Source organism: Microcella sp. (genome assembly GCF_033763155.1).
Taxonomy (GTDB): Bacteria; Actinomycetota; Actinomycetes; order Actinomycetales; family Microbacteriaceae; genus Microcella.
In genome coordinates, this window is the sequence record NZ_JANRKZ010000233.1 from 15,906 (window position 1) to 39,791 (window position 23,886).

The following is a 23,886-nucleotide window of genomic DNA, read 5'->3' on the forward strand; positions in this document are numbered from 1 at the left end:
CCTAGGCGCGCGACCGGGAGCCCGACGAAGCGGCAAGCGCCTCACGCACAAGAGTCAACAGTGCAGCGTCGGCATCGCGTCGCCCCACCGTAGCGGCCGCCGCCGCCATTCGGGCGATCTCAGCGCGTCGAGATAACAAGGGGACGAGAGAGCCCGCAACCCACTCAGCAGTGAAATCCGCATCAGCGACGAGCACGGCTCCGCCCGCCGCCACCAACTCACGCGCGTTCAGTCGTTGTTCGCCGTTGCCAGCCGCATAGGGCACGAGCACAGACGGCAGTCCGAGTACGGCGAGCTCACTCACGGTCGCCGAACCGGCACGACACACGACGAGGTCGGCGGCGGCGAAAGCCAAGTGCATGCTGTCGCAGTAATCAAGGGTGACATACCCGGGCAAGTGAGGATCTTCTCCCCCGCGACCCGTACCCGTGATGTGTAGCACCTGCCAGCCTGTTCCGAGCACCCGTGCCGCTGATTCCGTCATTGTCAGGTTGAGCCGTTGCGCACCCGTCGAACCCCCTGTCACCAAAAGCACGGGTCGCCCGTGTTCCAGGCCGAGAGTTCGGTATGCCTCGTCACGGCGCGCCAAACGATCAAGCGTCGTGATTTCCGGCCGAAGAGGCATGCCGGTGAGTCGAGCACGACGCAACGGCGTGCCGGCGAAGGTGATCGCCGCGCGGCCGCCCAACATCACCGCGAGGCGATTGGCGATGCCGGGCCGCGCGTTCGCCTCATGCGCGACAAACGGAATTCCCTCGCGCCAGGCGGCAACATAGGCGGGCGCCGACGCATACCCTCCGAATCCGACGACCACATCGACCTGGCGATCACGAATGATCGCGCGCGTGAGCCTCACAGCATCCCGAAATCGACCAGGAAACTGAAGGGCAGATCGGCTCACGCGTCTCGGAAAGGGAACGCGGGGAATCGTGAGCAGCTCATAGCCACGATCAGGAACAAGCCGCGCTTCGAGACCCTCCGCCGTGCCCAACACGAGCATGGTCGCTGTTGGCTCGACGGCGCGCCAGTGATCGGCCAGGCCGAGGAGAGGGTTGACGTGTCCAGCGGTTCCGCCGCCGGCAAGTAGAGCTGTCGTCATGGCCGCCGTGGTTCTCTCGTGGGGGCAGTGAGGGGCACCGGTCGATGCGCCATTGGCAGGTCGCGTGCCAGCGACAGCACGACGCCGATGGCCAAGAGCGACGACACCAAGGCCGACCCACCCGCGGAAATGAACGGCAGCGGCAGGCCAAGAACGGGCAAGAGGCCCAAGACGACGGCGATGTTGACGAGAGCCTGGCCGATGATCCACACCATGATGGCGCCGGTCGCGATGCGGTGGAACGAGTTCTCGTGCCGACGAACAAGGCGCACGAGGGCGATCGCCAAGACGCCGAACAGCACCAACACGACCAAGGCCCCGATCAGTCCGAGCTCTTCACCAATGATCGCGAAGATGAAGTCACTCTCCGCGTGCGGCAGCCACCGCCACTTCGTCGCCGAATTGCCCAGCCCGACTCCGAAAATTCCGCCTGACCCCAATGCCCACAGAGCGTGCACCGACTGCCAGCACGTGAATTCGTAGTCTTCGGGCGCACAGCCATTGAGCCACACGTCGATGCGGCTTGACCGTGAACTCGAGGTCAAGGCAAACAACACGGCACCCAGGGCAATGACACCCACCATCGCGGCCAGGTGTCGCAGGGGCGCGCCCGCAAAAAACAGGGCCGCGAGCACGATTGCGATCATGATGGATGCGGTACCGAGGTCTTGACCTAGAAGCACGAGAGCCACCGCCACCACCGACACAGGAACCGCGGGAATCACCACACTGCGCCAGTCCGTAAAGGCGTTTGCGCGATCGGCCAATACCGTCGCCAGCCAGATCACGAGAGCGAGCTTGAGAAACTCCGACGGTTGCGCGGTGAATCCGGCGATGGAGATCCAGTTTTGGTTTCCGCCATAGTCGTAGCCCAAGCCCGTGAAGACGAGCAATTGCAGGGCAAGGCCCAGCATGACCGCGTGCCGTGCCCACCGTCGCCAGAAAATCGCGGGCAAGCGCGCAATCGTCAGCATGAGGGGAATGCCGATCAACGCAAACAGCCCCTGGCGCAAGAAAATCGCGAAGAAGTCGCCCTCGTTGTTCTGCGCAGATGTCACGGCCGACGATGACAACACCATGACGAGACCAAAGAGCACGAGAAAAATGACCGTGCCGACGACGAGCAACGCATCGGGATGCTCGACACCGAACAATCGGCGGACCGCGACGATGGCGCCCGGTGGCTGCCGACGTGCAGGCGGCTCAGGCGCCGGGCGACCCCGTGGAGGACGGACCGTCGTCATGGCCCTCCCCCTCTAGGTGGTGCCGCACCGCGGCGGCGAACCGGTTACCGCGGTCGGCATAGTCAACAAATTGGTCCATCGATGCTGCTGCCGGGGCAAGCAACACGGTGTCACCATCGATCGCGACCCCGGCCGCCAACCTCACGGCAGCAGGCATGACCCCTTCAGTCTCGCGCTCGTCGACTTCGAACAATGGCAGCGCGGGCGCGTGTCGTGCGAACGCCGTGCGCACCGCATCCCGGTCGACCCCGATGATGATCGCCGCGCGGAGTCGATCGCGATGCGTCTCGATGAGGGGTGAGATGTCAACGCCCTTCAGCAACCCGCCGACGATCCAGACGACCGAGCGATACGCGCTCAGGGCCGACGCAGCGGCGTGAGGGTTGGTGGCTTTGGAGTCGTCGACCCAGGCGATCTCGTCGACGAGAGCGATGAGTTCGGTGCGGTGCGCATCGACAGTGAATCGGCGCAACGCGTCGCGGACGGACAGCGGAGCAACCCCTACCGCGCGCGCGAGCGCAGCGGAGGCGAGCGTGTTGGCAAGTCCGTGAGGCGTGGCGAGCCCGGCGGATGCGACATCGGCCAGCTCAGCCAACTCAAGGGCGCTCGTGCGGCGTTCATCCAAAAACGCGCGGTCGACGACGACGTTGTCAACCACACCGATGTCACTCAAGCCCGGCACCGACGCGCCGAACCCAATGGCGCGACACCCCTCGCTCACCTCAGCGTCTTCAACCATGTGCATGGTCGCCGCATCGGCGAGGTTGTAGACACACGCGACGCGCGTGTTCGCATAGACCTTCGCTTTCGCCGCGGCATACGCCTCAGCGTTTCCGTGCCAGTCGTAGTGGTCTTCAGCGATGTTGAGGCACACGCTCGCGAGTGGCACGACCGCTCCCGGGCCGTCGGTGGGCATCCAGTGCAATTGAAAGCTCGAGAGTTCGACAACGAGAACATCGAATCCCGCAGGATCCCGCACGGCATCAAGCACAGGAATGCCGATGTTGCCGCACGGCGCGGCGCGGCGGCCGTCTTGCTGCAGCATGGTGGCCGTCAATTGAGTCGTGGTGGTCTTGCCGTTCGTGCCCGTGATGAGCACCCACTCCGCCGGCGGCGACACTTTGTCGCGCACGCGCCACGCCAATTCGATGTCTCCCCAGACAGGAATCGATCGATCGAGAGCCCACCGAACGTGGGGGTGGTCGGGGCGAAAGCCCGGTGACACGATGACGAGCTCAGGGTCGAGGTCGATCGCGGTCTGTGGCAGGTCATCGCCGCGGCCAACCACGGCGAGCTCAACGCCGATCACGGGCAGGATGCGCGCGCGGTCGTCATCGGCGCGATCAGCCACCACCAACACACGGCAGCCGAGCTCGGCCAATGTGTCGGCAACGGCGAACCCTGTGACCCCGAGGCCAAGAACGAGAACGCGCAGGCCCGACCAATCGTCGTGCCAGCTCTGCAGAGATTCGGGTCGCGCCACGGCTACTGACTGACCCACTCGAGATAGAACAAGCCAACGCCGACGGCAACGAAGAGGCCACCGATGAGCCAGAAGCGCACGACAACCGTCACTTCTGCCCAACCCTTCAATTCGAAGTGGTGGTGCAGCGGGCTCATCAAGAAGATGCGCTTGCCCTTCGTGAGCTTGAAGTACACGCGCTGCACAATGACCGAGCCCGTCACGATGAGGAACAGACCTCCGATGAGAACGAGTAGCAGCTCGGTGCGCGTCAGAATGGCGAGCGCCGCGAGCGCTCCGCCGATCGCGAGTGAACCGGTGTCGCCCATGAAGATGTGAGCGGGCGAGGTGTTCCACCACAAGAACCCGATGAGGCTCGCCGCGATTGCGGCGGCCACAATGGCGAGGTCGAGAGAGTCGCGTACTTCGTAGCAGCGATAGACATTGTCGGGGTCGAGAAGGTCGTTGAAGCAACTCTGATTGAACTGCCAGAACGCGATGAAGATGTAGGCGGCGATCGACAAGATTGACGCACCGGTGGCCAACCCGTCGAGTCCGTCGGCGACGTTAACGGCATTTGACGTACTGACGACGATGACGTTGACCCAGATCGCAAACGCAATCACGGCGCCGATCGAGCCGAAGACGGCAAAGTCAAGCCAGTGGATGTCTCGAACGCCCGAGATCGTCGTCGACGCGGGAGTGAGCCCATCCTCATCGGGAAACGAGAGTGCGAGAACCGCGAACACGGTCGCGACGACAGCTTGGCCGGCGATCTTCGCCCACCCGCCGAGTCCGAGACTGCGCTGTTTGCGGGTCTTTGTGAAGTCGTCGATGAATCCGATGAGGCCCAGGCCGACCATGAGACCCAGCACGAGCAACGCGCTCATCGTCACGGGTTCGCCACTCACGATGTGTCCGAAGAAGTAGCCGAGAACCGCGCCCAGAATGAAGACGATGCCGCCCATGGTGGGCGTACCGCGCTTGGTGTGGTGCGACTGTGGGCCATCGTCACGAATGAATTGGCCCCACTGCAGCCGGTTAAACAACCGAATGAACAGCGGCGTGAGCAGCAGCGTGAACGCCAGCGAGAAGGCCCCGGCGAACATGAGCGCGATCATCGGTCTGCCTCCAAAAGACGCTCAACGAGCGGAGCAAGGGGGGTTCGGGATGCTGCGCTCACGAGCACCACATCGCCCTCATCGACCTGCGCACGCACGACATCGTATGCCTGCTCGAGCGTATCGACGAGAATCGACTCTCCGTCCCACGAGCCCTCGAGCCCGGCCGCGTTGTGGATGTGCCGGGCACCGTGGCCCACAACGACCAGCTGGGCGACGTCGAGCCGCACGATGATGCGGCCGAGAGCATCGTGATCGTCGAACCACTCGTGCGGCTCACTGTCGAGCTCTCCGAGAACAGCGATTGACCGACCACCCTCTCGCGTGAGGTCGGCGAGAACGCGCAACGACGCGCGAACGTCGAGAGCGGTGCGCGCCGCCGTGTCGTCGAGCAGCAGGGCGCGGTTGGAGAGATACCGTCGGGCCGTTCTGCCCGCGATGTCGGCACTGGCGAGGGCGACTGCCTCGGCCGCGATGGGGAGAGTTGCTCCCTCGTCAAGAAGCAGGGCCAAGTGCGCGAGCGCGGCATCGACGGCCGCCATGCCGACAGCACGAAGGCCGATGTCAATCGTCTCTTCACCGACGCGCACCACAACGAGCGATCCATCCCGTCGGTGCACGACATCATCCACGACGAGATCGAAACCGGTCACCCGGTCACCACCCGGCTTCACGCAGCGCGGCACGCGCCAAGTCACGTGCCGAATACTCGGTGCGCACACCTCGAATGTCGCGGTAGTCCTGGTGGCCCGGGCCCGCCCACAAGATCGAATCACCCTCGCGGGCAAGCCCAACCGCGACGCGAATGGCCTCTTCCGGCGGACTCACCTCGTGAATCTCCGGCTTGTTGGCTGCGAGTGCGGCACCCTCGAGAAGGGTCGCGCGAATCGACGCGGGGTCTTCGAACCGCGGGTGGTGGTCAGTAATCACGAGAACGTCGCAGCCCTCGGCCGCGACCCGCGCCATCTCGTGACGCTTCGTCGCATCGCGGTCACCATCCGCTCCGAACACCATGATGGTGCGGCCGGTCGTAAAGCGACGCACCGCCGCGAGAGTGTGGTCAAAGGCATCAGCACTGTGACCGAAGTCAACATAAACACTCGGCCCGCGATCCCCCGACACCCGCTCGGTGCGGCCGGGCAAATAGGCCGTGATTCCCTCGTCACCCAGGGCGGCGGCGATGTCGTCGAGGGCGATTCCCGATTCGACAAGCATGACAATTGCCAGGCCAGCGTTGGCGGCCATGTGACCGCCAATCAGAGGAACCCGTGTTTCCATCGATTGCCCGTTCGGGCCCGTGAGACGAAAGCCCGTGTACGCGGGATGCTCGTCGGTGAGTGTCACGCGCCAGTCGGCCGCGACATCATCACGAGAGGTAATCGTGACGACCGGGATGCGGGCGGCGTCGACCACCTGCATACCGTAGGCCGAGTCGAGCGAAACCACCCCGCGCCGACCTCGATCGGGAAAGAACAATGGCAACTTGGCAGCGAAGTACTCGGCCATGTCGGCGTAGTCGTCGAGGTGGTCGTGGGTGAGGTTGGTGAACCCAACGACATCGAACAGCATGCCATCGACGCGGTGTCGACTGAGTGCCTGGGCGCTCACCTCGACGGCAATCGCCGTGACGCCCGCTTCGCGCATGCGCGCCAAGAGCGCGTGCATCTCGGTTGCCTCGGGCGTGGTCAGACGACTGACCACCGTGAGATCGCCAATGTGGCGTTCCGCCGTCGAGCTGAGGCCCGTCACATGGCCCAGCTGTTTCAAGATGCCCTCGAGCAGGTAGGCCGTTGAGGTCTTGCCGTTGGTGCCGGTGACCCCGACCATGAGCACCGGTTCGTCGCGGGTGCGATAGACCCACGCGGCAAGTTCACCGAGCGCTCCGCGCGGGTTCTCGACGATCAGCACGGGCACGCCGGCATTCTCAGCGAGCGTCGCGCCCGCAGCATCCGTCAGAATCGCGACCGCTCCCCCAGCGACGGCCTCGGCGGCGAACTCGGCCCCGTGACGGTTGACCCCCTTGATGCCGACAAACACGTCCCCCGCGCGAAGGTCACCCGTCGAGAGGGTGATGCCCGTGAGCTCGATGCCCTCAATTTCTCCGCGGACCTCGAGTGAGAATTCGGCGACGAGCCCCGAAAGCGGACGCGGCTCGGGGTGTTCAGGTCGCAGCACGGGGGGAATGCGGGACAACGCAACCTCAGCTCTTTCTGGGCCGACCCCTCACCAGGTCAGCGGGATGCTTGGGGCCGAGACCGTCGACGGGGCAACCCGGAAGGTCTTCAGCACCTGGGTCATGATCGACCGGAAGGTGGGCGCGGCGGCAGCCGACGTCTTCATCGTATCGGGCTTGCCGTAGGTCACCACCACGACAAACTGCGGGTCATCGGCGGGTGCCATTCCCGCGACCGAGACAATGCGTTCGTTGCCGTACTCGCCGTTCTCGGACACTTCGGCGGTTCCCGTCTTGGCGGCAACGCGGTATCCCGGGATGCTGAGCTGGCGTGACAGAAAACCTTGTGTCACGACGTTCTCCAGCGTGTTCACGACATCGCGTGCTGCTGACTCACTCACCACCCGCACACCCTCGGTGGAGGGAACGTCGGTCACTGTTCCGTCGCTGTGTTCACAGCCGGTCACGAGCGTGAGAGGCGCCCGCACACCATCGTTCGCGAGTGTTTGGTAGAGGCTGGCAATTTGAGCGCTCGTGGCGGTCATGCCCTGGCCAAACATTTGGGTCACGGCCGTGTGTCCGTCAACGGCGTCGGCCTCGCCGACAAAGCCCGGCTCTTCACCTAAGAAGTCGACCGCCGTCTCGGTGCCGAACCCGAAGGCGGTCAGGTAGTCGTGGCGCTGGGCGAGCGACAACCGTTCGCTCAAGACGGCCGTTCCGGTGTTCGACGAATTCATGAGCACGCCTGCGGCGGTATAGCGAAGGTCGCCGTGGTCCCACGCGTCTCCGATTTGGAAACCCGCAATGGTGTCGTAACGTCTCGGGGCAATGATCTGATCGGCAACCGTTGCCGCGCCGGAGTCAAAGAGCGCTGCAAACGTTGCCGACTTAATCGTCGACCCCGGCTCATAGGGCCAGGTAAACACGCGCGACCCCAGGTTTTCGACCGCGGTTCCGTCGACATTGTTCGGGTCGACCGTTGGCCAGTCTGCGGCAGCAATGATGTGACCGTTATCAACACGAACGACAACCGCGGTTGCCCACTCGGCGCCGATAGCCGTCGCTTGCTCAGCAATCGCCTGCTGGGCGAACCACTGCACATCCGAATCGATGGTCAGACGCAGGGTGCCGCCATCGATGGCATCACGCGCGACGACGGTCGTGCCGGGTAGCCGCACGCCATCGGCACCGCGCTCGTAGGTCGCCTCGCCATTCGTCGCCTCGAGGCACTCGTTGAGCCGATACTCCAAACCCGTCTGTGGGCCATCCGTGCCCAAGAAGCCCACGAGATTGCCGGCGATCTGACCGTTCGGGTAGGTGCGCGCCGGGATGCGCTCCCAATAGACCCACGGAATCTCGAGATCACGAACCTGCTCGAACTGTTCGGGCGTCACCCCGCGCGCGAGATACGCGTGGTCGTCATCGGGATCGGCCGCGAGCTGCGCGGTGATGTCGGCGAGCATGGCTGCCGAGTCGCCCTCGACGATCGCCGCAATGGCGGCGAGGTGATCGGCAACCGTCGTCGTCGCCTCGCCGACCGCCTCACCCTCGAGAGCTTTCGCGACGAATCGCGGCGAGACCGTGATGTCATAGCGAAACACCGAGTCAGCAAGCACAACGCCCCGAGAGTCGACGATGTCGCCACGCGCTCCATAGATCGTGATGGGAATCGATCGGCGAGCTTCGGACTCTTGCGCCAGTTGTTCAGCACGCACCACTTGAATGTCGACGAGACGGACAACGAACGACGACAAGATGATCGCGAGCACCAGCATCCACGCCGCGAGACGGCGCCGGGTACGGCGATCAGCGGTCACCATGCGGAGGCCTCGTCTCGGTTGATCAGCGCGTCACGGGCGAGGGCAGAGCCCCCGTCGAGGGCACCACGCTCGAGCCCGACGGTAGCGACCCCGACGGCGCGACCGCGGCAGGCACGCCCAAAGTCGTGGCAACCGCTCCCCCCGTCGCCGCCGGGGTCACCAGGGGCACGTCGGTCAGCAGCACATTGCCGACGAGATCGCCCCTGCCGTCGAGCACGCCCGCGCCGGCCCCAGCCGGTGCTGGCGAGCCCTGAACGGAGCCATCAGAGAGCAGCAAAAACGCCGGACTGACCGTGCTCACGACCATTCCGAGAGATTCGGCATTCGCGGCGACGTTCTGCGCGGAGTCGAAGACGTTCAGATCTTCGGTCAACATTTGCGCCGTGCGATCGAGCTCAATGCGTTGAGCCTCGAGTTCGGTGATGCGATAGGCGCCGTCAGACAGCACGATGCTCAGCAACAACTGTGTCAACAAGATCGCGAAGACACCCGCGACCGTCGCCACGGCGTAGGCGGCACGGGGACGAGCACGCCGTTGGCGGCGAGTCGCAACCACCTCGAGTGCGGGGCGCTGGGGTGCGCGGTGCGCGTTCGGCGCGGCAGACAATGCAACGGCGCTCATGCCACGTCTCGCAGTCGTTCAGCGGCGCGCAGTCGCACGGGGATTGCGCGCGGGTTCGCCGCTCGCTCAATGTCATCCGCCAGTTCGGCACCCCGCACGAGCAACGAGAATTCGGGGCGGTGCTGCGGCAACTCAACGGGAAGCCCGGCCGGCGCGGTGGACTGCGAGCGTCGAGCAAACTCCCGCTTGACGATGCGGTCTTCGAGCGACTGATACGCCAGCACGACAATGCGCCCGCCGACCGCGAGCGCGTCGAGGGCGGCAGGCAACGCCGCTTCGAGGGCGGCAAGTTCGGCGTTGACCTCAATTCGCAGGGCCTGGAAAACACGCTTAGCGGGGTGACCCGCTCGCTGCACGGCGCGCGGCGTGGCGTCGACAATGAGTTGAACCAGCTGCGACGAGCGTTCGAGGGGATGCTCAGCGCGCGCCTTGACGATGCTGCGGGCATAGCGCGGCGCGAGCTTCTCCTCGCCATAGGCGTAGAAGATGCGACGCAATTCGTCTTCGGGGTACTCGGCAAGGATCGTTGCCGCCGTGATGCCCGTGGTGCGGTCCATGCGCATGTCGAGCGGAGCATCCTGCGCATAGGCGAAGCCACGCTCGGCCTCGTCGAGTTGCATCGACGAGACGCCCAGGTCGAACAACACCGCGGTCACGCGGTCGATGCCGACACTGTCGAGCGCGTGACGCACGCCGCTGTACACCGTGTGCACGAGCCGGGCGCGGTCGCCAAAACGAGAGAGTCGCTCTGCCGATGCGGCAAGCGCGTCGGTGTCGCGGTCGAGCCCGACGACGGTGAGACCGGGGTGCCGCTCGAGCGCCGCCTCCGTGTGCCCCCCGAGCCCCAGAGTCGCATCAACCATCACCGCTCCCTCGACCGCGAGCGCAGGTTCGAGCAACGCGAGCGAGCGCTCGAGCATGACGGGGGTGTGGCGGGGGCTGTCGGTCATCATCGTGGTCCGGTGGGCCGCGGGGCCCTGATCCCCATCCGTGCGACCTGGCACCGGGGAAGGTGCGCCAGGGCGACTCACGGCTGGGAGTCAGGGTCACGCGATCAAAAGAGTCCGGGAATCACCTCCTCTTCGGTGTTGGCGAAGGCTTCTTCGCGTTCGGCGTAGTAGCTGTTCCATGCTTCGGTCGACCAAATTTCGGCGCGATCGCCCGCGCCAATCACGGTGAGTTCGCGGTCGAGGCCGGCGTACTCGCGCAGCACCGTCGGAATAGTCAGTCGGTGTTGCGAGTCGGGTTCTTGTTCGCTTGCGCCCGAGAGAAAGAGGCGCTGGAACTCACGGCCCTGCTTGCTCGTGAGAGGAGCCGTGCGCAACTTGTCGAGCTGTTCCTGAAACATCGCGGCGCTGAAGACGTAGATGCAGTGCTCTTGCCCGCGGGTCAAGACCACTCCCCCAGCGAGCTCACTGCGGAACTTCGCCGGAAGGATGATGCGCCCTTTGTCGTCGAGCTTGGGGGTGTGCGTGCCGAGAAGCATTCGCCTGGCCCCCCTCTCATCTCCGGCCCGAGATCAGGTGATGACCTCCACTTTACTCCACTTTCCTCCACAAAGTAAAGGATCGACAGCACTCTAGCGCCATACGCCCTCCATCAAGAACGCGGAATCCGCAGAAAACGTGCTTTCTCGCAGCACTACGGCGGTGGAGTACCGGTGGAGGGCCGGCGGCCAAAGAGGCCACGCAGGGCTTCAAAGGGGGCCGCCCATGGACGCCGTTCATCCCCACGAATCCGCTCACGGACACGAAAAAAGGGCCGACCTTTCGGTCGGCCCTGCTACGTGGAGGAAAAGGGAGTCAGCTACTCGCCGCGCTCATCTTGGCGGCGTTCCCACCGCTCGCTCATCGTCGACATCCATGACGATCGCGGCGCTCGTGCCGCTCGGCTCGTCGAGCTCGCGGTGGAGGCCGTCGAATCGGCGGAACGACCCGGAGTAATCACCATGAGAACGCCCGCGAGCATGAGCGCGAAACCAACGACCCCAACGATGGGCTGGCGCACGATAACACCGGCGATGAGAGCTGCTACGCCCGCGACGGCGAGAAGCGCGCCAATGACGACCAGGCGATAGTTGGGTTTGCCGCGACGGCCCGACACGGTCGCGACGAAGTCGGCATCGTTCTGGTAGAGGTTGCGCTCCATCTCTTCCAGGAGGCGCTGCTCGTGCTCAGACAGCGGCATGATGAACCCTTCGACGACGCGCAGAGCCGAACAGGCCTGCGCCCTCATTCTAGGCTCGCACTCCTGGATAGGCTAGGCGAGTGCCTGAGAGATTGCGGTTAGTCGACCTAGTCAACGCTCGACTCGAACAGTTTCTCGACGAGCGTGCCGCGCAGGTGACTCACATCGCAGACGAGCTGTCGGTGTTCACCGACGCCAGCCGCGATCTCTTGAGTGGGGGCAAACGGTTTCGCGCGTTGTTCTGCTATTGGGGATGGCATGCGGTCGCCGGCACGCTGCGCCCTGATGACCTTCTTGCCGAACTCGATGACCATCCCGATCTCAGCAGTGTGATTGAAGCCGCTGCCGCTCTCGAGATCTTTCACGCGGCGGCCTTGGTTCATGACGACATCATGGACAACTCCGACACGCGCCGCGGCATGCCTGCAGCCCACCGCCGTTTCGAAGCGGACCACGCTCGCCGCGAATGGGTCGGCAGCGCCTCCACGTACGGCACCTCTGCGGCACTCTTGCTGGGAGATCTTCTCCTCGGTTGGAGCGACGAACTGCTCGACTCAGGTCTGGCTCGACTTGCCGACCGCCCCAGCGCTCGCGCCGCCCGCGCCGAATTCCAGACGATGCGCACCGAGGTAACGGTCGGGCAGTATCTCGACATTCTCGAAGAAGTCGCGTGGCGCGACGCCGACGAAGCCGACCTCTTGGCGCGTGCGCATCGGGTTGTGACGTTTAAGTCGGCGAAGTATTCGATCGAGGCCCCGCTCGCACTGGGGGCCCTCATGGCCGGCGGCAGCCTCGACCAGGTCTCCGCGCTTCGGTCATTCGGCCTTCCCTTGGGCGTCGCGTTCCAGTTGCGCGATGACCTCTTGGGTGTCTTCGGCGATCCCGCCATCACCGGAAAGCCGGCGGGCGACGATCTGCGTGAGGGTAAGCGCACCGTCATCATCGCCCTTGCACGAGCGGCTCTGCCCGCTGGCGCCGTGCGGTTGATCGACGAATTGCTCGGTGACCCGCACCTCACCGACCACCAGATCGCCACACTGCAAGCAACGATTCGCGAGAGCGGCGCGGTCGACAAGACCGAGCGGATCATCGAGCGATCTGTCACCGAGGCCCTCGCCGCCCTCGAGGATGCTCCCCTCAGCCGCTCGGCGCGTGCCGAGCTCATCGGGCTCAGCGACCTCGTGACTCGGCGCGCTCACTAGCGAGCATCGTCCCTGTCGTGAATCTCCGGCAGTAGTTGCTGCGCCCTAGAACGCGAGAGCCTGCGCGACGCGTCGAACTTCGGCCTTGCGGCCCGCGCGCAACGCGGCGATCGGCGAGACGCCGAGCATGTCGTTGACCTCGAGCATCCACTGCATCGCTTCATCGTCGGTGAACCCGTCGTCGGCAAGCAGCATGAGCGTGCCGCGAAGGTCTTTGAGCGGCTCACCGTCGTGCACGAACTCTTCGGGAACAACGAGCACTTTGTCTCGACGCACTGCCAGGAGATGCCGGTCTTCGATGAGACGGTGCACTTTGCCCGGGCTGAGGTCGAGAACGTCGACGAGATCAGGAACGGTCAACCATCGAGTGGATTCTGCAGGCACGCCTCAAGGGTGCCATGACTTAGGCGGCGTGTGGTCCTCGGACAAATGTTACGAACATGTAAACTGGTGCAACATCTACCCCATTGGTTGACGTGCGTTATAGCCTGTATCAGGGAAGCGGCATCGTTCTCCCCCAGCGAGACGCGAAACCAGGCACGACGAAGGGCCGCAGTTGATGAGCGAAACGGAGCACGTCGTCGACACGGCGCCGAGCGCGATTCACCGGTCGACGGGCGACGAGCGAGCGCGCGCCGTTTTTGCCGGCCTAAGTGCAAACAGCTCCCACTCTCCCGTCACTCACGGCCGTCGATCGGCAGCAGAGGTTCAGAGCGACATCGCGCGTCGCGCCCGATCGTCGGCCTTCACAGCGGTTCCCGTGGTCTTGACTGGCGCGATTGCCCTCGGGCTCGGGCTGACGGGGCCCGTCGACCCCGCGTATGCGCGCAAGCCGGTTCCCCCGAAGCCTGAGCAAGCGCCCCCACCGCTGGGGCTTCGTACGGCTCTTTCTCAACTCGGCACGGCACTTCTGCCGGGCGGACTCGCAACGCAGGCAGTCTCGACCCACGCCGCACCGGCCGTCTACACCGTTGCCGCTGGCGACACCGTGAGCAGCATCGCACAACGTTTCGGGCTCTCGACTGCGTCTGTGCTTGCCCTCAACGGCCTGTCGTGGAAGTCGACGATCTTCGCGGGGCAGGTGCTCGCCCTCACGAACGAGCCCGTCAAAAAGACGGGAACGCCAATGCCCACGTCGACGGCCGGCAGATACGTCATCGAAAAGGGCGACACGATCTCGGGCCTCGCCGCCGCTTTTGGCGTGAGCGCCCAAGCTCTGCTCGACGAGAACGGCCTCTCGCACGCGAGCATCATTTATCCGGGACAAACGATCGTTATTCCCGGCCGCGTCGCAGAGCTTCAGCCCGCTCCGCCACCCGTCGTGGGCCGCAATGCCGACGTCCCCGTGCTCCCCCGCGGTGCGACGCAGACCACCGTCACCGAGACCGACACCCAGAACACTCCGTCGCTCGCGGTCGCCGTCAGCGCCCTACCCATCATGGAGCGGCCGGTTCTCCCCTCGTCGACACACAGTCCTCGTCACTCGTCGGGGGGCACGAGCACAAGCTCTCCGACACGCCCGCCGAGCGGCGGGACGGTGACTCCGTTGACGGCCGAAATGCGCGCGAATGCGAGCATCATCGTCGCGGTGGGCCAGGATCTCGGCGTTCCGGAATACGGAATCGTCATCGCTCTGGCTACCGCGATGCAAGAGTCGTCGCTCCGCAACCTCTCGTGGGGCGATCGTGACTCCGTCGGCCTCTTTCAGCAAAGGCCGTCGTCAGGCTGGGGCACCGCGGCGAACCTGCAGATACCGAGCCATGCTGCTGAGCTCTTCTACGTCGGGCGATCGGGCTATACGCGCGGCTTGCTCGACATTCCGGGCTGGCAGAACATGACGCTGACCCGTGCGGCTCAAGCGGTGCAGATCTCGGCATATCCCGACGCGTATGCCAAGTGGGAGGCGAGCGCGTGGGCGTGGTACTTCGACCTGACCTAAACGGTGTCAACACCACGCGCGTGGCACCAGGCTCGCCCCAAAACCGCAACCTAGACTGACCCAGTGAGCTCTTCGACGACCGATCCCCTCATCGGCCGCCTGATCGACGGCCGGTATCAGGTTCGCTCACGCATCGCCCGAGGTGGCATGGCGACGGTCTACCTCGCGACCGATCAACGCCTTGATCGACTCGTCGCCGTCAAGATCATGCACGGCCACTTGGCCGACGACAGTCAATTCAAAGAGCGCTTTATTCAAGAGGCTCGCTCGGCGGCGCGATTGGCGCACCCCAACGTCGTCAACGTGTTCGATCAGGGTCAGGATGCCGAATCGGCCTACCTCGTCATGGAGTATCTGCCGGGCATCACGCTTCGCGAACTGCTCCAGGAGTACGGTGCGCTGACTCCCGAGCAAACGATGGACATCACCGAAGCGGTGCTCGGCGGCCTCGCTGCCGCTCACAAAGCTGGCATCGTGCATCGCGACCTCAAACCAGAAAACGTGCTGTTGGCCGATGACGGGCGTATCAAGATCGGTGACTTTGGGCTTGCACGCGCAGCCAGCGCCAACACCGCGACTGGTCAGGCACTCCTGGGCACGATCGCCTATCTGTCTCCCGAACTCGTGACGCGCGGCATCGCCGACACCCGCAGTGACATATACGCCGTCGGCATCATGATGTTCGAGATGCTCACGGGCGAGCAGCCATTCAAGGGCGAACAGCCGATGCAAATCGCCTACCAGCATGCGAACGACTCGGTGCCTGCCCCGAGCGAATTCAACCCTCGCGTTACGGCCGAGTGGGATGAACTCGTTCTGTGGGCAACCGCGAGAGACCCCCATGACCGGCCCGCCGATGCCCGAGCGCTGCTCGACCAGGTCACAGAGACTGGCCGCGCATTGCAAACCGCGTTGCCGGCCACGGCAACACAGCGCACAGCGCTGTTGACCGCTCCGATCCCCACCGCTCCCCCAACCGACGAGACCCAGGTGCTCGGCACTCGAGGCAGCGCGGATGCCAGCGATCGCCCCTCGGCGACCGCCGAGCTCACGAGTCGCGGACCCACCAGTCGGCGGCGGGGATGGATTCTCTTTGCCGCGGTTCTCGCGCTTGCGGGCCTCGCGGCAGGAATTGGCTGGTACTTCAGCGTCGGACCAGGCGGGCGGGTGATGATCGCCGACGTGCGGGGAGACACCGTGGACGCCGCGCGGCTCATTCTCGACGACCAAGGGGTGGTCGTTGCCGACGCAGTCGCCGAGGCCTACGACCTCGAGGTCGAAGCGGGCCTCGTCGCGGGCACCGACCCGCCAGCGGGCGAATTCATCGATCGTGACACCGTGGTGACCATCATTGTGTCTCTCGGGCCAGAGCCGACGACCGTGCCCACCGTTGTTGGCCTGCCAGAAGCCGACGCTCGACTTGCCCTTACCGACGCCGGATTCGAGGTCGGAAAAGCCATCGCCCAATTTGATCCCGATGTGGCCGAAGGTTCGGTCATTGCGGTGATCGGCGCTGACGATCAGGCTCTTGCCGCAGGTGCCGCGTCGTTTAAGGGCACACCCGTACAACTGTTGGTCTCGGTGGGGCCGATTCCCGCTGTTCGGGGCTTGACAGTCGAAGCGGCCCAGGCGGCGCTGAGTGCGCGTGACCTCACGGGAATCGTGGGGGGCGAATCTGAGTTTGACAACGACGTGCCGCTCGGCAACGTCTTGCGGGTCGAGCGCACGAGCGACTCTCCTGTGCGGCCCGGTAGCACTCTCACGATCATCGTCTCGCGTGGCCCCGACCTCGTCGAGGTGCCCAATGTCGTCGGTAAGTCGATCAACGAGGCCGTTGAGATTCTCGAAGCCGCCGGTTTCAGCGTGACCCTCGACACGAACGTGCCGCCAGGACTTCGTGACTCTCCGCTGGCAGCCGTTCAGGCCACGGACCCTGCCGCCGGAGAGAAGATCCTCCGCAACAGTGACGTGACCGTCATCGCCAACTACTAGCTACGCCCGAGCTCCTCGGCTACGAGGAAGGCCAGCTCGAGTGACTGCATGTGGTTGAGGCGGGGGTCACACAGCGATTCGTAGCGAGTCGCGAGAGTCTCTTCATCAATGTGTTCAGAACCACCGAGGCACTCCGTCACATCATCGCCCGTGAGCTCGACGTGGATGCCTCCCGGGTGGGTTCCGACGGCACGGTGCGACTCGAAGAATCCCTTGACCTCGTCGACGACATCGTCGAAGCGACGCGTCTTGTAGCCGTTGGGAGTCGTCAAGCCGTTGCCGTGCATCGGGTCGCACACCCACAAAGGCGTGGCGTCAACGCGCGTGATGGCGTCGAGAAGGGGCGGAAGAGCATCCCGAATCGTTCCGGCGCCCATGCGCGTGATGAAGGTCAAGCGACCGGGCTCGCGCTCGGGGTCGAGCACGTCGATCAGGCGCTCCATGGTCTCGGGGGTCGTCGACGGGCCAAGCTTCACGCCGATGGGGTTGCGAATGCGCTTGAAGAAGTCGACGTGCGCACCATCGAGGTCGCGCGTGCGCTCACCGATCCACAGGAAGTGCGCGCTCGTCGTGTAGGGCGTGCCGGTGCGCGAGTCGATTCGCGTCATGGGGCGCTCATAGTCCATGAGCAAGCCCTCGTGACTCGAGTAGAACTCGACGCGCTTGAGCTCGTCGAAGTCGGCGCCCGCGGCCTCCATGAACTTCACGGCGCGGTCGATCTCTTTGGCGAGGCCTTCATAGCGCTGGTTGGCAGGGTTCGCGGCGAAGCCCTTGTTCCAGCTGTGCACCATGCGCAGGTCGGCGAAACCACCCTGCGTGAAGGCTCGGATGAGGTTCAGGGTGGAGGCGCTGGTGTGGTACCCCTTCACGAGTCGTGAGGGGTCGGCCTGGCGCGACTCGGGCGTGAAGTCGTAGCCATTGACGATGTCGCCGCGGTACGCCGGCAGGGTGACGTCGCCGCGCGTCTCGGTGTCGCTCGAGCGAGGCTTGGCGAACTGGCCAGCCATCCGGCCCATCTTGATGACCGGCATCGACGCGCCGTAGGTGAGCACAACGGCCATCTGCAAGATGGTCTTCACACGGTTGCGAATTTGGTCGGCCGTCGCCCCAGCAAAGGTTTCGGCACAGTCGCCACCCTGCAACAAGAAGGCTTCACCGCGTGCTGCGCGCGCCAAACGATCGCGCAACATGTCGACCTCGCCCGCAAAGACGAGCGGGGGCATCGACGCGAGTTCAGCCGATGCGGCCGCTACTGCCGCCGTGTCGGGCCATTGTGGCTGCTGCTTGATCGGCAGCGTCCGCCAGTTGTCAAGACCAGCAACAACAGCAGGGTCAGCGTGCACGATGGTTTCGAACGGGTCGACCACGAGAGAAACGTCCTTAGAGAGCGAGCAGGTCACGGATGCTCGGCGCATCGGCGCCGCGACGTTTCAGCCTATCGGGCGTTGGCCGGACGTTTGTCTTTCACCGTTGTCGCGTAGACGTCGAGGTACTCCTGACCACTCAATTGCCCGAGCTCGTACATGATTTCGTCGGTGATCGACCTCAAGACAAATCGATCACTCTCGAGACCCTGAAATCGACTGAAGTCGAGGGGTTCACCGAAGATCACTCCAGGGCGAACGACCTTCGGCAGCTTCGAACCGATCGGCATGACCTTCTCGGTGTCGATCATGGCGACCGGAACAACAGGTGCCCCCGACTCGAGAATCATGCGAGCCACCCCGGTTCGGCCGCGGTACATGATTCCGTCAGGGCTGCGGGTGCCCTCGGGGTAAATGCCCAGAGCGAATCCTTCCGCCAACACCTTGAGACCCGTATTGAGTGAAGCCTCACTCGCCTTGCCGCCCGAACGATCGATAGGAAGCTGGCCGCTGGCCTCGAAGAACATCTTGATGAGCCAGCCCTTGATGCCCCGCCCCGTGAAGTAATCGCTCTTGGCAAGAAACACGACGCGACGGTCTAGCACGAGGGGAAGAAAGACGGAGTCGGTGAACGACAGGTGATTACTCGCCAAGATCACCGGGCCAGTGCGCGGCACATTCTCAACTCCGCGGACATACGGGCGAAAGGCCGTGAGCAGAATCGGCCCAATCACCAGGTTCTTCATGAGCCAGTAGAACACCGGGGGTTCCCTTCGTCAGCAGCGCGGTTCAGCCTAACCCGTGGGCAGAGCATCCGCCCAGGTGCATCGTCAGGAGGAGAGTGAGGTTGCGTGGATGCGCGCGAGGTCGGCCGCACCCACGACTCCCGCGTCATTGACGAGTTCGGCGACGACAAATTGCGGCTCAGGGTGGTACCCGCGGGCCGGCAGATGTGCGAGATACGACTCACGAATGGGGTCGAGCAAGCGGTCACCCGCAACAGACACTCCCCCACCAAAGACAAACATTTCGGGGTCGAGTACGGCGCTCAAGCTGGCGCAGGCCTGCCCAAGCCAGGTGCCGAGCTGCCGCAAGGCATGCAGCGCGCCGGCATCTTCATCGACGAGCAAACGGGCAAGGATGTCGCCCGTGAGCCCGCCCGCTCGCTCGCGCTCCACTGACAGCTGGAGGCCGATTCCCCCGGCATCCGCGATTTCGTTCGCCATGCGAAGCAGAGCGCGGCCCGAACCGTACTGCTCAATGCACCCGCGCGCTCCGCACCCACAGGGCAGGCCGTCGGGAACGACGCGCAAGTGACCGAGTTCACCAGCGGCACCATAGCCTCCCCGCACGAGACGGTCACCCGTGACGATAGCGCCGCCCACCCCCGTGCCGATCGTCAACATGGTCATGTCGTGCACGTCGCGCGCTGCCCCGAATCGGAATTCTGCCCACCCTGCGGCGTTCGCGTCGTTATCGATCGTGACGTCGAGATCAAGCCGCTCCCGCAGACGATCCCTGAAAGGCTCGTTTCGCCAGTTGATGTTCGGGGCGTAGTAAACGGTCGACTGCGCGGCATCGATGAACCCCGCAGCGGCGACGCCAGCAGCGATCACCTGCTGGCCGTCACTCAACTGCTCGATCATGCGCACCACGAGATCGATAATCGCGGCAGGATCACCCGCTGGCGTCGGCTCGCGAAGCTCCGCAAGAATCGCCCCATCGTCGCTCACGAGGGCCCCGGCGATCTTTGTTCCGCCAATATCAATTCCGATCGAGTGCACGAGGGTCGAGTCTAGTGACGCCTGACACTCACCGCCCGTTGTCAGTCGCCGCGCGACTAGAGTGGGTGCACCATCTGCCCGCCCGGTACCAAAGGAGTTGCCGTGAAAGAGTTTTTCGTCCCGGCGGTCGTCACGCCCGACCCCACTGCCAACGCGAGTGACTTGCTCGTCGACCGTGTTCGACAGACACCGAACGGGGCGCTGTTCGCTCTTCCGACTGCGGATGGGGGTTGGTCTGATGTGACCGCCGCTGAGTTCCACCGCCAAGTCACCGCGCTCGCGAAAGGCCTGATCGCTGCGGGGGTGAAGCCCGGCGAAAAGATCGGGTTCATGTGCAAGACCCGCTACGAGTGGACCTTGGTTGACTTCGCCACGTGGTTTGCCGGCGCCGTGCTCGTGCCAATCTACGAAACCAGCTCGCCCAGCCAGGTGCAGTACATCCTCGATGACTCTGAAGCGAACCACATGATCGTCGAGACGGCTGATCACTTCGCACGCTTTGACGAGGTCGCCGGCGACCTGCCCAAGATCGAGCACGTCTGGCAAATGCACTTGGGCGACCTCGAGAAGCTCGCTTCGACAGGTGACGGCGTGACGGACGACGAACTCGAAGCCCGCCGCACGATCGCGAAAGGAAGCGACCTCGCGACTCTGATTTACACCTCCGGGTCAACCGGCGTGCCGAAGGGCTGCATCCTGACCCACTCGAACTTTGTTGAGCTCTGCCGCAATGCCGCCGTCTCGATGAGCCAGGTGGTCAACCCGCAGTCATCGACCCTCCTCTTCATCACGACAGCGCACGTTTTCGCTCGATTCATCTCGGTGTTGGGCGTGCACGGCGGTGTGAAGATCGGTCACCAGGCCGACACGAAGCAACTGCTCCCCTCGCTGGGATCGTTCAAGCCCACCTTCCTGCTCGCGGTTCCCCGCGTGTTTGAGAAGGTCTACAACTCCGCGGAACAGAAGGCTGAGGCTGGCGGCAAAGGAAAGATCTTCCGCAAGGCCGCGGATGTTGCGATCGCGCACTCCAAGGCACTCGATGCGGGCAGCGTTCCCCTAGGCCTGAAGCTGCAGTTCGCGCTCTTTGACCGACTCGTGTACAGCAAACTGCGCGCGGCGATGGGCGGCCGTGTCGTGTACGCGGTCTCGGGCTCTGCTCCCTTGGGATTGCGCTTGGCTCACTTCTTCCGCAGTCTCAACATTCGCATTCTCGAGGGCTATGGACTCACGGAGACCACTGCGCCCGCGACCATCAACCTCGTCGACAAGTTCAAGATCGGCACCACGGGCCCGGCGCTGCCGGGCGTCGGCCTCAAGATTGCCGAAGACGGCGAGATTCTCATCAAGGGAATCAACGTGTTCGGCGGGTACTGGAAGAAGCCGGAAGCGACCGCCGAGGTGATGGAAGGCGAATGGTTCCGCTCCGGTGACATCGGAACTCTCGATGACGATGGATTCTTGACGATCACAGGACGCAAGAAAGAGATCATCGTGACCGCAGGCGGCAAGAACGTCGCGCCTGCCGGACTCGAAGACCCGATTCGCGCCAACCCGATCATCGGTCAAGTGGTCGTCGTGGGTGACCAGAAGCCCTTCGTTTCTGCCCTGGTCACGCTCGACTCAGAGATGCTTCCTGTCTGGCTCAACAACAACGAACTCGACGGCGCCATGTCGCTCACCGAAGCGGCGCAGCACCCGAAGGTTTTGGCCGAGGTGCAACGAGCAATCGATGCGGCCAACAGTCGCGTCTCGCGCGCTGAGTCGATTCGAAAGTTCACGGTTCTCGCCACGGAGTTCACCGAAGCGAGCGGCCACCTCACGCCCAAGATGAGCATCAAGCGACACGTCATCACCAAGGACTTCGCCGATGTCATCGAAGGCATGTACAGCGGAGCCCCCGAGACGCAAGGCATCTCGCTGCAGTAAACCGCGCCGTCGAGACGGGGGTTGTCCGGCCACACGTGGCCCGAGAGCCCCCGTTTCGCGTTAAGGCCGCGCGAACCACTCAGCCTGTCGGATTGCCCGCATCGCGTCGCGCTTAGTGTCAGGATCGAGGCCCTCGATGTAAAGGCGCCCGTCAAGATGATCACACTCGTGCTGCAGCGCCTGCGCGAGGAGTCCATCACCAGATAACTCAATGGGGTCACCGTTGAGGTCGATACCCGCGACTCGTGCCCAGGGGTAGCGACGGCGCCCGAATCCGAATCCGGGAACGCTCAAGCAGCCCTCGTCGACAAGGTCTGCCTCTCCTCGCACCTCAACGAGCTCAGGGTTAAGCACATAGCCCACAACCCCGTCGACGTTATAGCTGAACGCCCGCAGCGAGACACCGATTTGTGGCGCTGCAACTCCCGCACGTCCGGGTACGGCCACAGTATCGAGCAGGTCAGCAACCAGTGCATGCACAGCCGCGTCAATACGGCGAATCGGGTCGGCGGCACTCCGGAGCACCGGATCGCCAAAAAGACGAATGGGTCGTACGGTCATGGACCCGTCAGACTCCGCGTCGAACGGGCATGCCTTGCGCGATGAGTGCCGCGAGCTCGCGGGCAGCGTGACGCGTCAGGGGCCGCAATTCTTTCCACGAGATCACCGAACCGGCAGCAAGAAGGTCGTCATAGGGAATGCGCACGATCTCACGCACCCGCGAGGCGAAGTGGGCTTCGATCTCTTCGAGCTTGACGAGATTGGTGCCTTGCGTCGCAGTGTTGATGGCAACAATGGACTCACGCACGAGGTCGCCGTACCCATTGGCTTCGAGCCACGTGAGCGTCTCTGAGGCGAGCCGAGCTTCGTCGACGCTGCCGCCCGACACGATGACCAGAGCATCCGCTCGCTGAAGTGTCGCCCGCATGACGGAGTGCACAATGCCCGTGCCACAGTCGGTCAACACCACCGAGTAGTAGCGTGCAGCGAGGTCAGCCACGACGTTGTAGTCGTTCTCGTCAAAGGCCTCAGAGAGCATCGGATCGGTGTCAGACGCGAGAATGTCGAGCCGCGTTTCATCACGGGAGACGAGCGTCGAGAAGTCGGTAAAGCCTTGGATGCTCGGGGCACGATTAACGACATCACGCACCGTCGCGCGCGTCTGGCGCGCGACGCGTTCGGATAGCGTTCCACGGTCGGGGTTCGCATCGATCGCAATCACTCGGTCATCGCGAACCGACGCGAGAGCCATTCCCAAGAGCGTGGTGATCGTCGTCTTGCCGACTCCACCTTTACGAGTCAAGACGGGGACGAATCGAGCACCCCCCTCGAACTTGGTGGCGATGCGAGCATCAAGCTCTTTTCGCGCCCGAACGCGAGGCGAGTCTCCCAGGTTGACGAGATGGAAGGTGACGGCATACACGAACGCCGGCCACCACCCTTCGGGAGCGGTGCGAGACCGACGCCGGGGCTCGATCAATCGATCAGCCGTGAGCATGGCCGCCGACTCGGGCCCCTGGTTCACTCCGTCGAGCATGTCACGGCGGGTGTAGATGCCCTCTGCGACCGGAAGTGGCGGAACCTCGGGCTCAGCCTCGACGTCGGGAGTGGTGACGACCGCGTGCAGCTCATCGTCAGCCAACGAAATGACCGTCGTTGCCGACTCGTTGACCGAGACAACGGCCGGATCGACGCCGAACTCGACGAGGGCGACGGCCTGCTCGTCTTCGGGTCGCTCGTGGACCGGTGCGGGCAGTTCGACATTGACGGTCAAGCTCTCGGGAACCGCGGCAGCCATGTCAGCGTCTGACGTGGGTTCGATGCCGTCGGCAACGGTCGCTGCCGCGGTCGACGCGGGTGCGACCTTGGTTCGGACACGCTTTTCAGCCACAGGAGCAACTCTCTTCGGATCGACAGAATGACCATTCTAGCCGTGCCCTCTGTCAGCAAA

The 23,886-nt window shown here is 64.1% G+C and carries 21 protein-coding genes; 4 read left to right on the forward strand and 17 right to left on the reverse strand.

Annotated elements, in window-relative coordinates:
- Position 1: 1 nt before the first annotated feature.
- The 11 genes from SFU54_RS09925 to SFU54_RS09975 form a co-directional block, all read right to left on the reverse strand.
- The gene (locus SFU54_RS09925; protein WP_319016111.1) at positions 2-1,099 is read right to left on the reverse strand and encodes a UDP-N-acetylglucosamine--N-acetylmuramyl-(pentapeptide) pyrophosphoryl-undecaprenol N-acetylglucosamine transferase; all 1,098 of its coding nucleotides are present in this window, start codon (positions 1,097-1,099) and stop codon (positions 2-4) included.
- Positions 1,096-2,343 carry a putative lipid II flippase FtsW gene (gene ftsW, locus SFU54_RS09930; RefSeq protein ID WP_319016112.1) on the reverse strand — a complete coding sequence of 416 codons (1,248 nt, stop codon included), beginning with the start codon at positions 2,341-2,343 and terminating at the stop codon, positions 1,096-1,098. The genes SFU54_RS09925 and ftsW overlap by 4 nt, the downstream gene beginning before the upstream one ends.
- Positions 2,303-3,826: a UDP-N-acetylmuramoyl-L-alanine--D-glutamate ligase gene (gene murD / locus SFU54_RS09935; protein ID WP_319016113.1), complete on the reverse strand. Its 1,524-nt coding sequence runs from the start codon at positions 3,824-3,826 to the stop codon at positions 2,303-2,305. Before murD ends, ftsW begins: the two co-directional genes overlap by 41 nt.
- Before the next feature lie 2 nt (positions 3,827-3,828).
- A complete protein-coding gene (mraY, locus tag SFU54_RS09940; protein WP_319016114.1) occupies positions 3,829-4,926 on the reverse strand; it encodes a phospho-N-acetylmuramoyl-pentapeptide-transferase in 1,098 nt (365 codons plus the stop codon).
- Positions 4,923-5,624 carry a glutamate ligase domain-containing protein gene (locus SFU54_RS09945; RefSeq protein ID WP_319016115.1) on the reverse strand — a complete coding sequence of 234 codons (702 nt, stop codon included), beginning with the start codon at positions 5,622-5,624 and terminating at the stop codon, positions 4,923-4,925. The genes mraY and SFU54_RS09945 overlap by 4 nt, the downstream gene beginning before the upstream one ends.
- Positions 5,584-7,101: a UDP-N-acetylmuramoyl-L-alanyl-D-glutamate--2,6-diaminopimelate ligase gene (locus tag SFU54_RS09950; RefSeq protein WP_319016116.1), complete on the reverse strand. Its 1,518-nt coding sequence runs from the start codon at positions 7,099-7,101 to the stop codon at positions 5,584-5,586. Before SFU54_RS09950 ends, SFU54_RS09945 begins: the two co-directional genes overlap by 41 nt.
- Before the next feature lie 48 nt (positions 7,102-7,149).
- Positions 7,150-8,919 (reverse strand): penicillin-binding protein 2, encoded by a 1,770-nt coding sequence (locus SFU54_RS09955; RefSeq protein ID WP_319016117.1) that lies wholly within the window; start codon positions 8,917-8,919, stop codon positions 7,150-7,152.
- Between the two features lie 22 nt (positions 8,920-8,941).
- Positions 8,942-9,541, reverse strand: coding sequence for a hypothetical protein (locus tag SFU54_RS09960; protein WP_319016118.1), 600 nt, complete (start codon positions 9,539-9,541; stop codon positions 8,942-8,944).
- A complete protein-coding gene (gene rsmH, locus SFU54_RS09965) occupies positions 9,538-10,491 on the reverse strand; it encodes a 16S rRNA (cytosine(1402)-N(4))-methyltransferase RsmH (RefSeq protein WP_319016119.1) in 954 nt (317 codons plus the stop codon). The genes SFU54_RS09960 and rsmH overlap by 4 nt, the downstream gene beginning before the upstream one ends.
- A gap of 104 nt (positions 10,492-10,595) precedes the next feature.
- On the reverse strand, positions 10,596-11,027 hold the full coding sequence (mraZ, locus tag SFU54_RS09970; RefSeq protein WP_319016120.1) for a division/cell wall cluster transcriptional repressor MraZ: 432 nt from the start codon (positions 11,025-11,027) through the stop codon (positions 10,596-10,598).
- Positions 11,028-11,347: 320 nt separating this feature from the next.
- Positions 11,348-11,728: a DUF3040 domain-containing protein gene (locus SFU54_RS09975; protein WP_319016121.1), complete on the reverse strand. Its 381-nt coding sequence runs from the start codon at positions 11,726-11,728 to the stop codon at positions 11,348-11,350.
- A gap of 80 nt (positions 11,729-11,808) precedes the next feature.
- On the opposite strand from SFU54_RS09975, the gene SFU54_RS09980 reads away from it, so the two are divergent.
- Positions 11,809-12,930, forward strand: a complete 1,122-nt coding sequence (locus tag SFU54_RS09980; RefSeq protein ID WP_319016122.1) for a polyprenyl synthetase family protein — start codon at positions 11,809-11,811, stop codon at positions 12,928-12,930.
- 45 nt (positions 12,931-12,975) lie between these two features.
- Here SFU54_RS09980 and SFU54_RS09985 read toward each other — a convergent pair whose 3' ends face one another.
- Entirely contained in the window at positions 12,976-13,314 is a 339-nt protein-coding gene (locus SFU54_RS09985; protein WP_413466600.1) for an Rv2175c family DNA-binding protein, read from the reverse strand.
- 175 nt (positions 13,315-13,489) lie between these two features.
- Between SFU54_RS09985 and SFU54_RS09990 the strand changes: the two genes are divergently transcribed.
- Together SFU54_RS09990 and pknB are read left to right on the forward strand one after the other, a co-directional pair.
- Entirely contained in the window at positions 13,490-14,869 is a 1,380-nt protein-coding gene (locus SFU54_RS09990; protein ID WP_319016124.1) for a LysM peptidoglycan-binding domain-containing protein, read from the forward strand.
- Positions 14,870-14,932: 63 nt separating this feature from the next.
- Positions 14,933-16,861: a Stk1 family PASTA domain-containing Ser/Thr kinase gene (pknB, locus tag SFU54_RS09995; RefSeq protein WP_319016125.1), complete on the forward strand. Its 1,929-nt coding sequence runs from the start codon at positions 14,933-14,935 to the stop codon at positions 16,859-16,861.
- Here the strand turns inward: pknB and SFU54_RS10000 are convergent.
- The 3 genes from SFU54_RS10000 to SFU54_RS10010 all read right to left on the reverse strand — a co-directional run bounded on the left by SFU54_RS10000 (position 16,858) and on the right by SFU54_RS10010 (position 20,009).
- Positions 16,858-18,228 carry a class II 3-deoxy-7-phosphoheptulonate synthase gene (locus SFU54_RS10000; RefSeq protein WP_319016126.1) on the reverse strand — a complete coding sequence of 457 codons (1,371 nt, stop codon included), beginning with the start codon at positions 18,226-18,228 and terminating at the stop codon, positions 16,858-16,860. The genes pknB and SFU54_RS10000 overlap by 4 nt on opposite strands.
- Before the next feature lie 68 nt (positions 18,229-18,296).
- Positions 18,297-18,986 (reverse strand): lysophospholipid acyltransferase family protein, encoded by a 690-nt coding sequence (locus tag SFU54_RS10005; RefSeq protein ID WP_319016127.1) that lies wholly within the window; start codon positions 18,984-18,986, stop codon positions 18,297-18,299.
- Between the two features lie 69 nt (positions 18,987-19,055).
- Positions 19,056-20,009 carry an ROK family protein gene (locus SFU54_RS10010; RefSeq protein ID WP_319016128.1) on the reverse strand — a complete coding sequence of 318 codons (954 nt, stop codon included), beginning with the start codon at positions 20,007-20,009 and terminating at the stop codon, positions 19,056-19,058.
- A 102-nt stretch (positions 20,010-20,111) separates the two neighbouring features.
- On the opposite strand from SFU54_RS10010, the gene SFU54_RS10015 reads away from it, so the two are divergent.
- Complete coding sequence (locus SFU54_RS10015) at positions 20,112-21,935, forward strand: AMP-dependent synthetase/ligase (RefSeq protein ID WP_319016129.1); 1,824 nt, start codon at positions 20,112-20,114, stop codon at positions 21,933-21,935.
- 60 nt (positions 21,936-21,995) lie between these two features.
- On the opposite strand, the gene SFU54_RS10020 is transcribed toward SFU54_RS10015, so the two are convergent.
- Positions 21,996-22,496: a peptide deformylase gene (locus SFU54_RS10020; RefSeq protein ID WP_319016130.1), complete on the reverse strand. Its 501-nt coding sequence runs from the start codon at positions 22,494-22,496 to the stop codon at positions 21,996-21,998.
- 7 nt (positions 22,497-22,503) lie between these two features.
- Positions 22,504-23,826, reverse strand: coding sequence for a MinD/ParA family protein (locus SFU54_RS10025; protein ID WP_319016131.1), 1,323 nt, complete (start codon positions 23,824-23,826; stop codon positions 22,504-22,506).
- Between the last annotated feature and the right edge of the window lie 60 nt (positions 23,827-23,886).

Bases quoted from the DNA above. Each gene is read 5' to 3' on its own strand.
- SFU54_RS09925 (WP_319016111.1), bottom strand. From the start codon at position 1,099: ATGACGACAGCTCTACTTGCCGGCGGCGGAACCGCTGGACACGTCAAC.
- ftsW (WP_319016112.1), bottom strand. From the start codon at position 2,343: ATGACGACGGTCCGTCCTCCACGGGGTCGCCCGGCGCCTGAGCCGCCT.
- mraY (WP_319016114.1), bottom strand. From the start codon at position 4,926: ATGATCGCGCTCATGTTCGCCGGGGCCTTCTCGCTGGCGTTCACGCTG.
- SFU54_RS09955 (WP_319016117.1), bottom strand. From the start codon at position 8,919: ATGGTGACCGCTGATCGCCGTACCCGGCGCCGTCTCGCGGCGTGGATG.
- SFU54_RS09960 (WP_319016118.1), bottom strand. From the start codon at position 9,541: ATGAGCGCCGTTGCATTGTCTGCCGCGCCGAACGCGCACCGCGCACCC.
- rsmH (WP_319016119.1), bottom strand. From the start codon at position 10,491: ATGACCGACAGCCCCCGCCACACCCCCGTCATGCTCGAGCGCTCGCTC.
- mraZ (WP_319016120.1), bottom strand. From the start codon at position 11,027: ATGCTTCTCGGCACGCACACCCCCAAGCTCGACGACAAAGGGCGCATC.
- SFU54_RS09975 (WP_319016121.1), bottom strand. From the start codon at position 11,728: ATGCCGCTGTCTGAGCACGAGCAGCGCCTCCTGGAAGAGATGGAGCGC.
- SFU54_RS09990 (WP_319016124.1), top strand. From the start codon at position 13,490: ATGAGCGAAACGGAGCACGTCGTCGACACGGCGCCGAGCGCGATTCAC.
- SFU54_RS10020 (WP_319016130.1), bottom strand. From the start codon at position 22,496: ATGACCGTACGACCCATTCGTCTTTTTGGCGATCCGGTGCTCCGGAGT.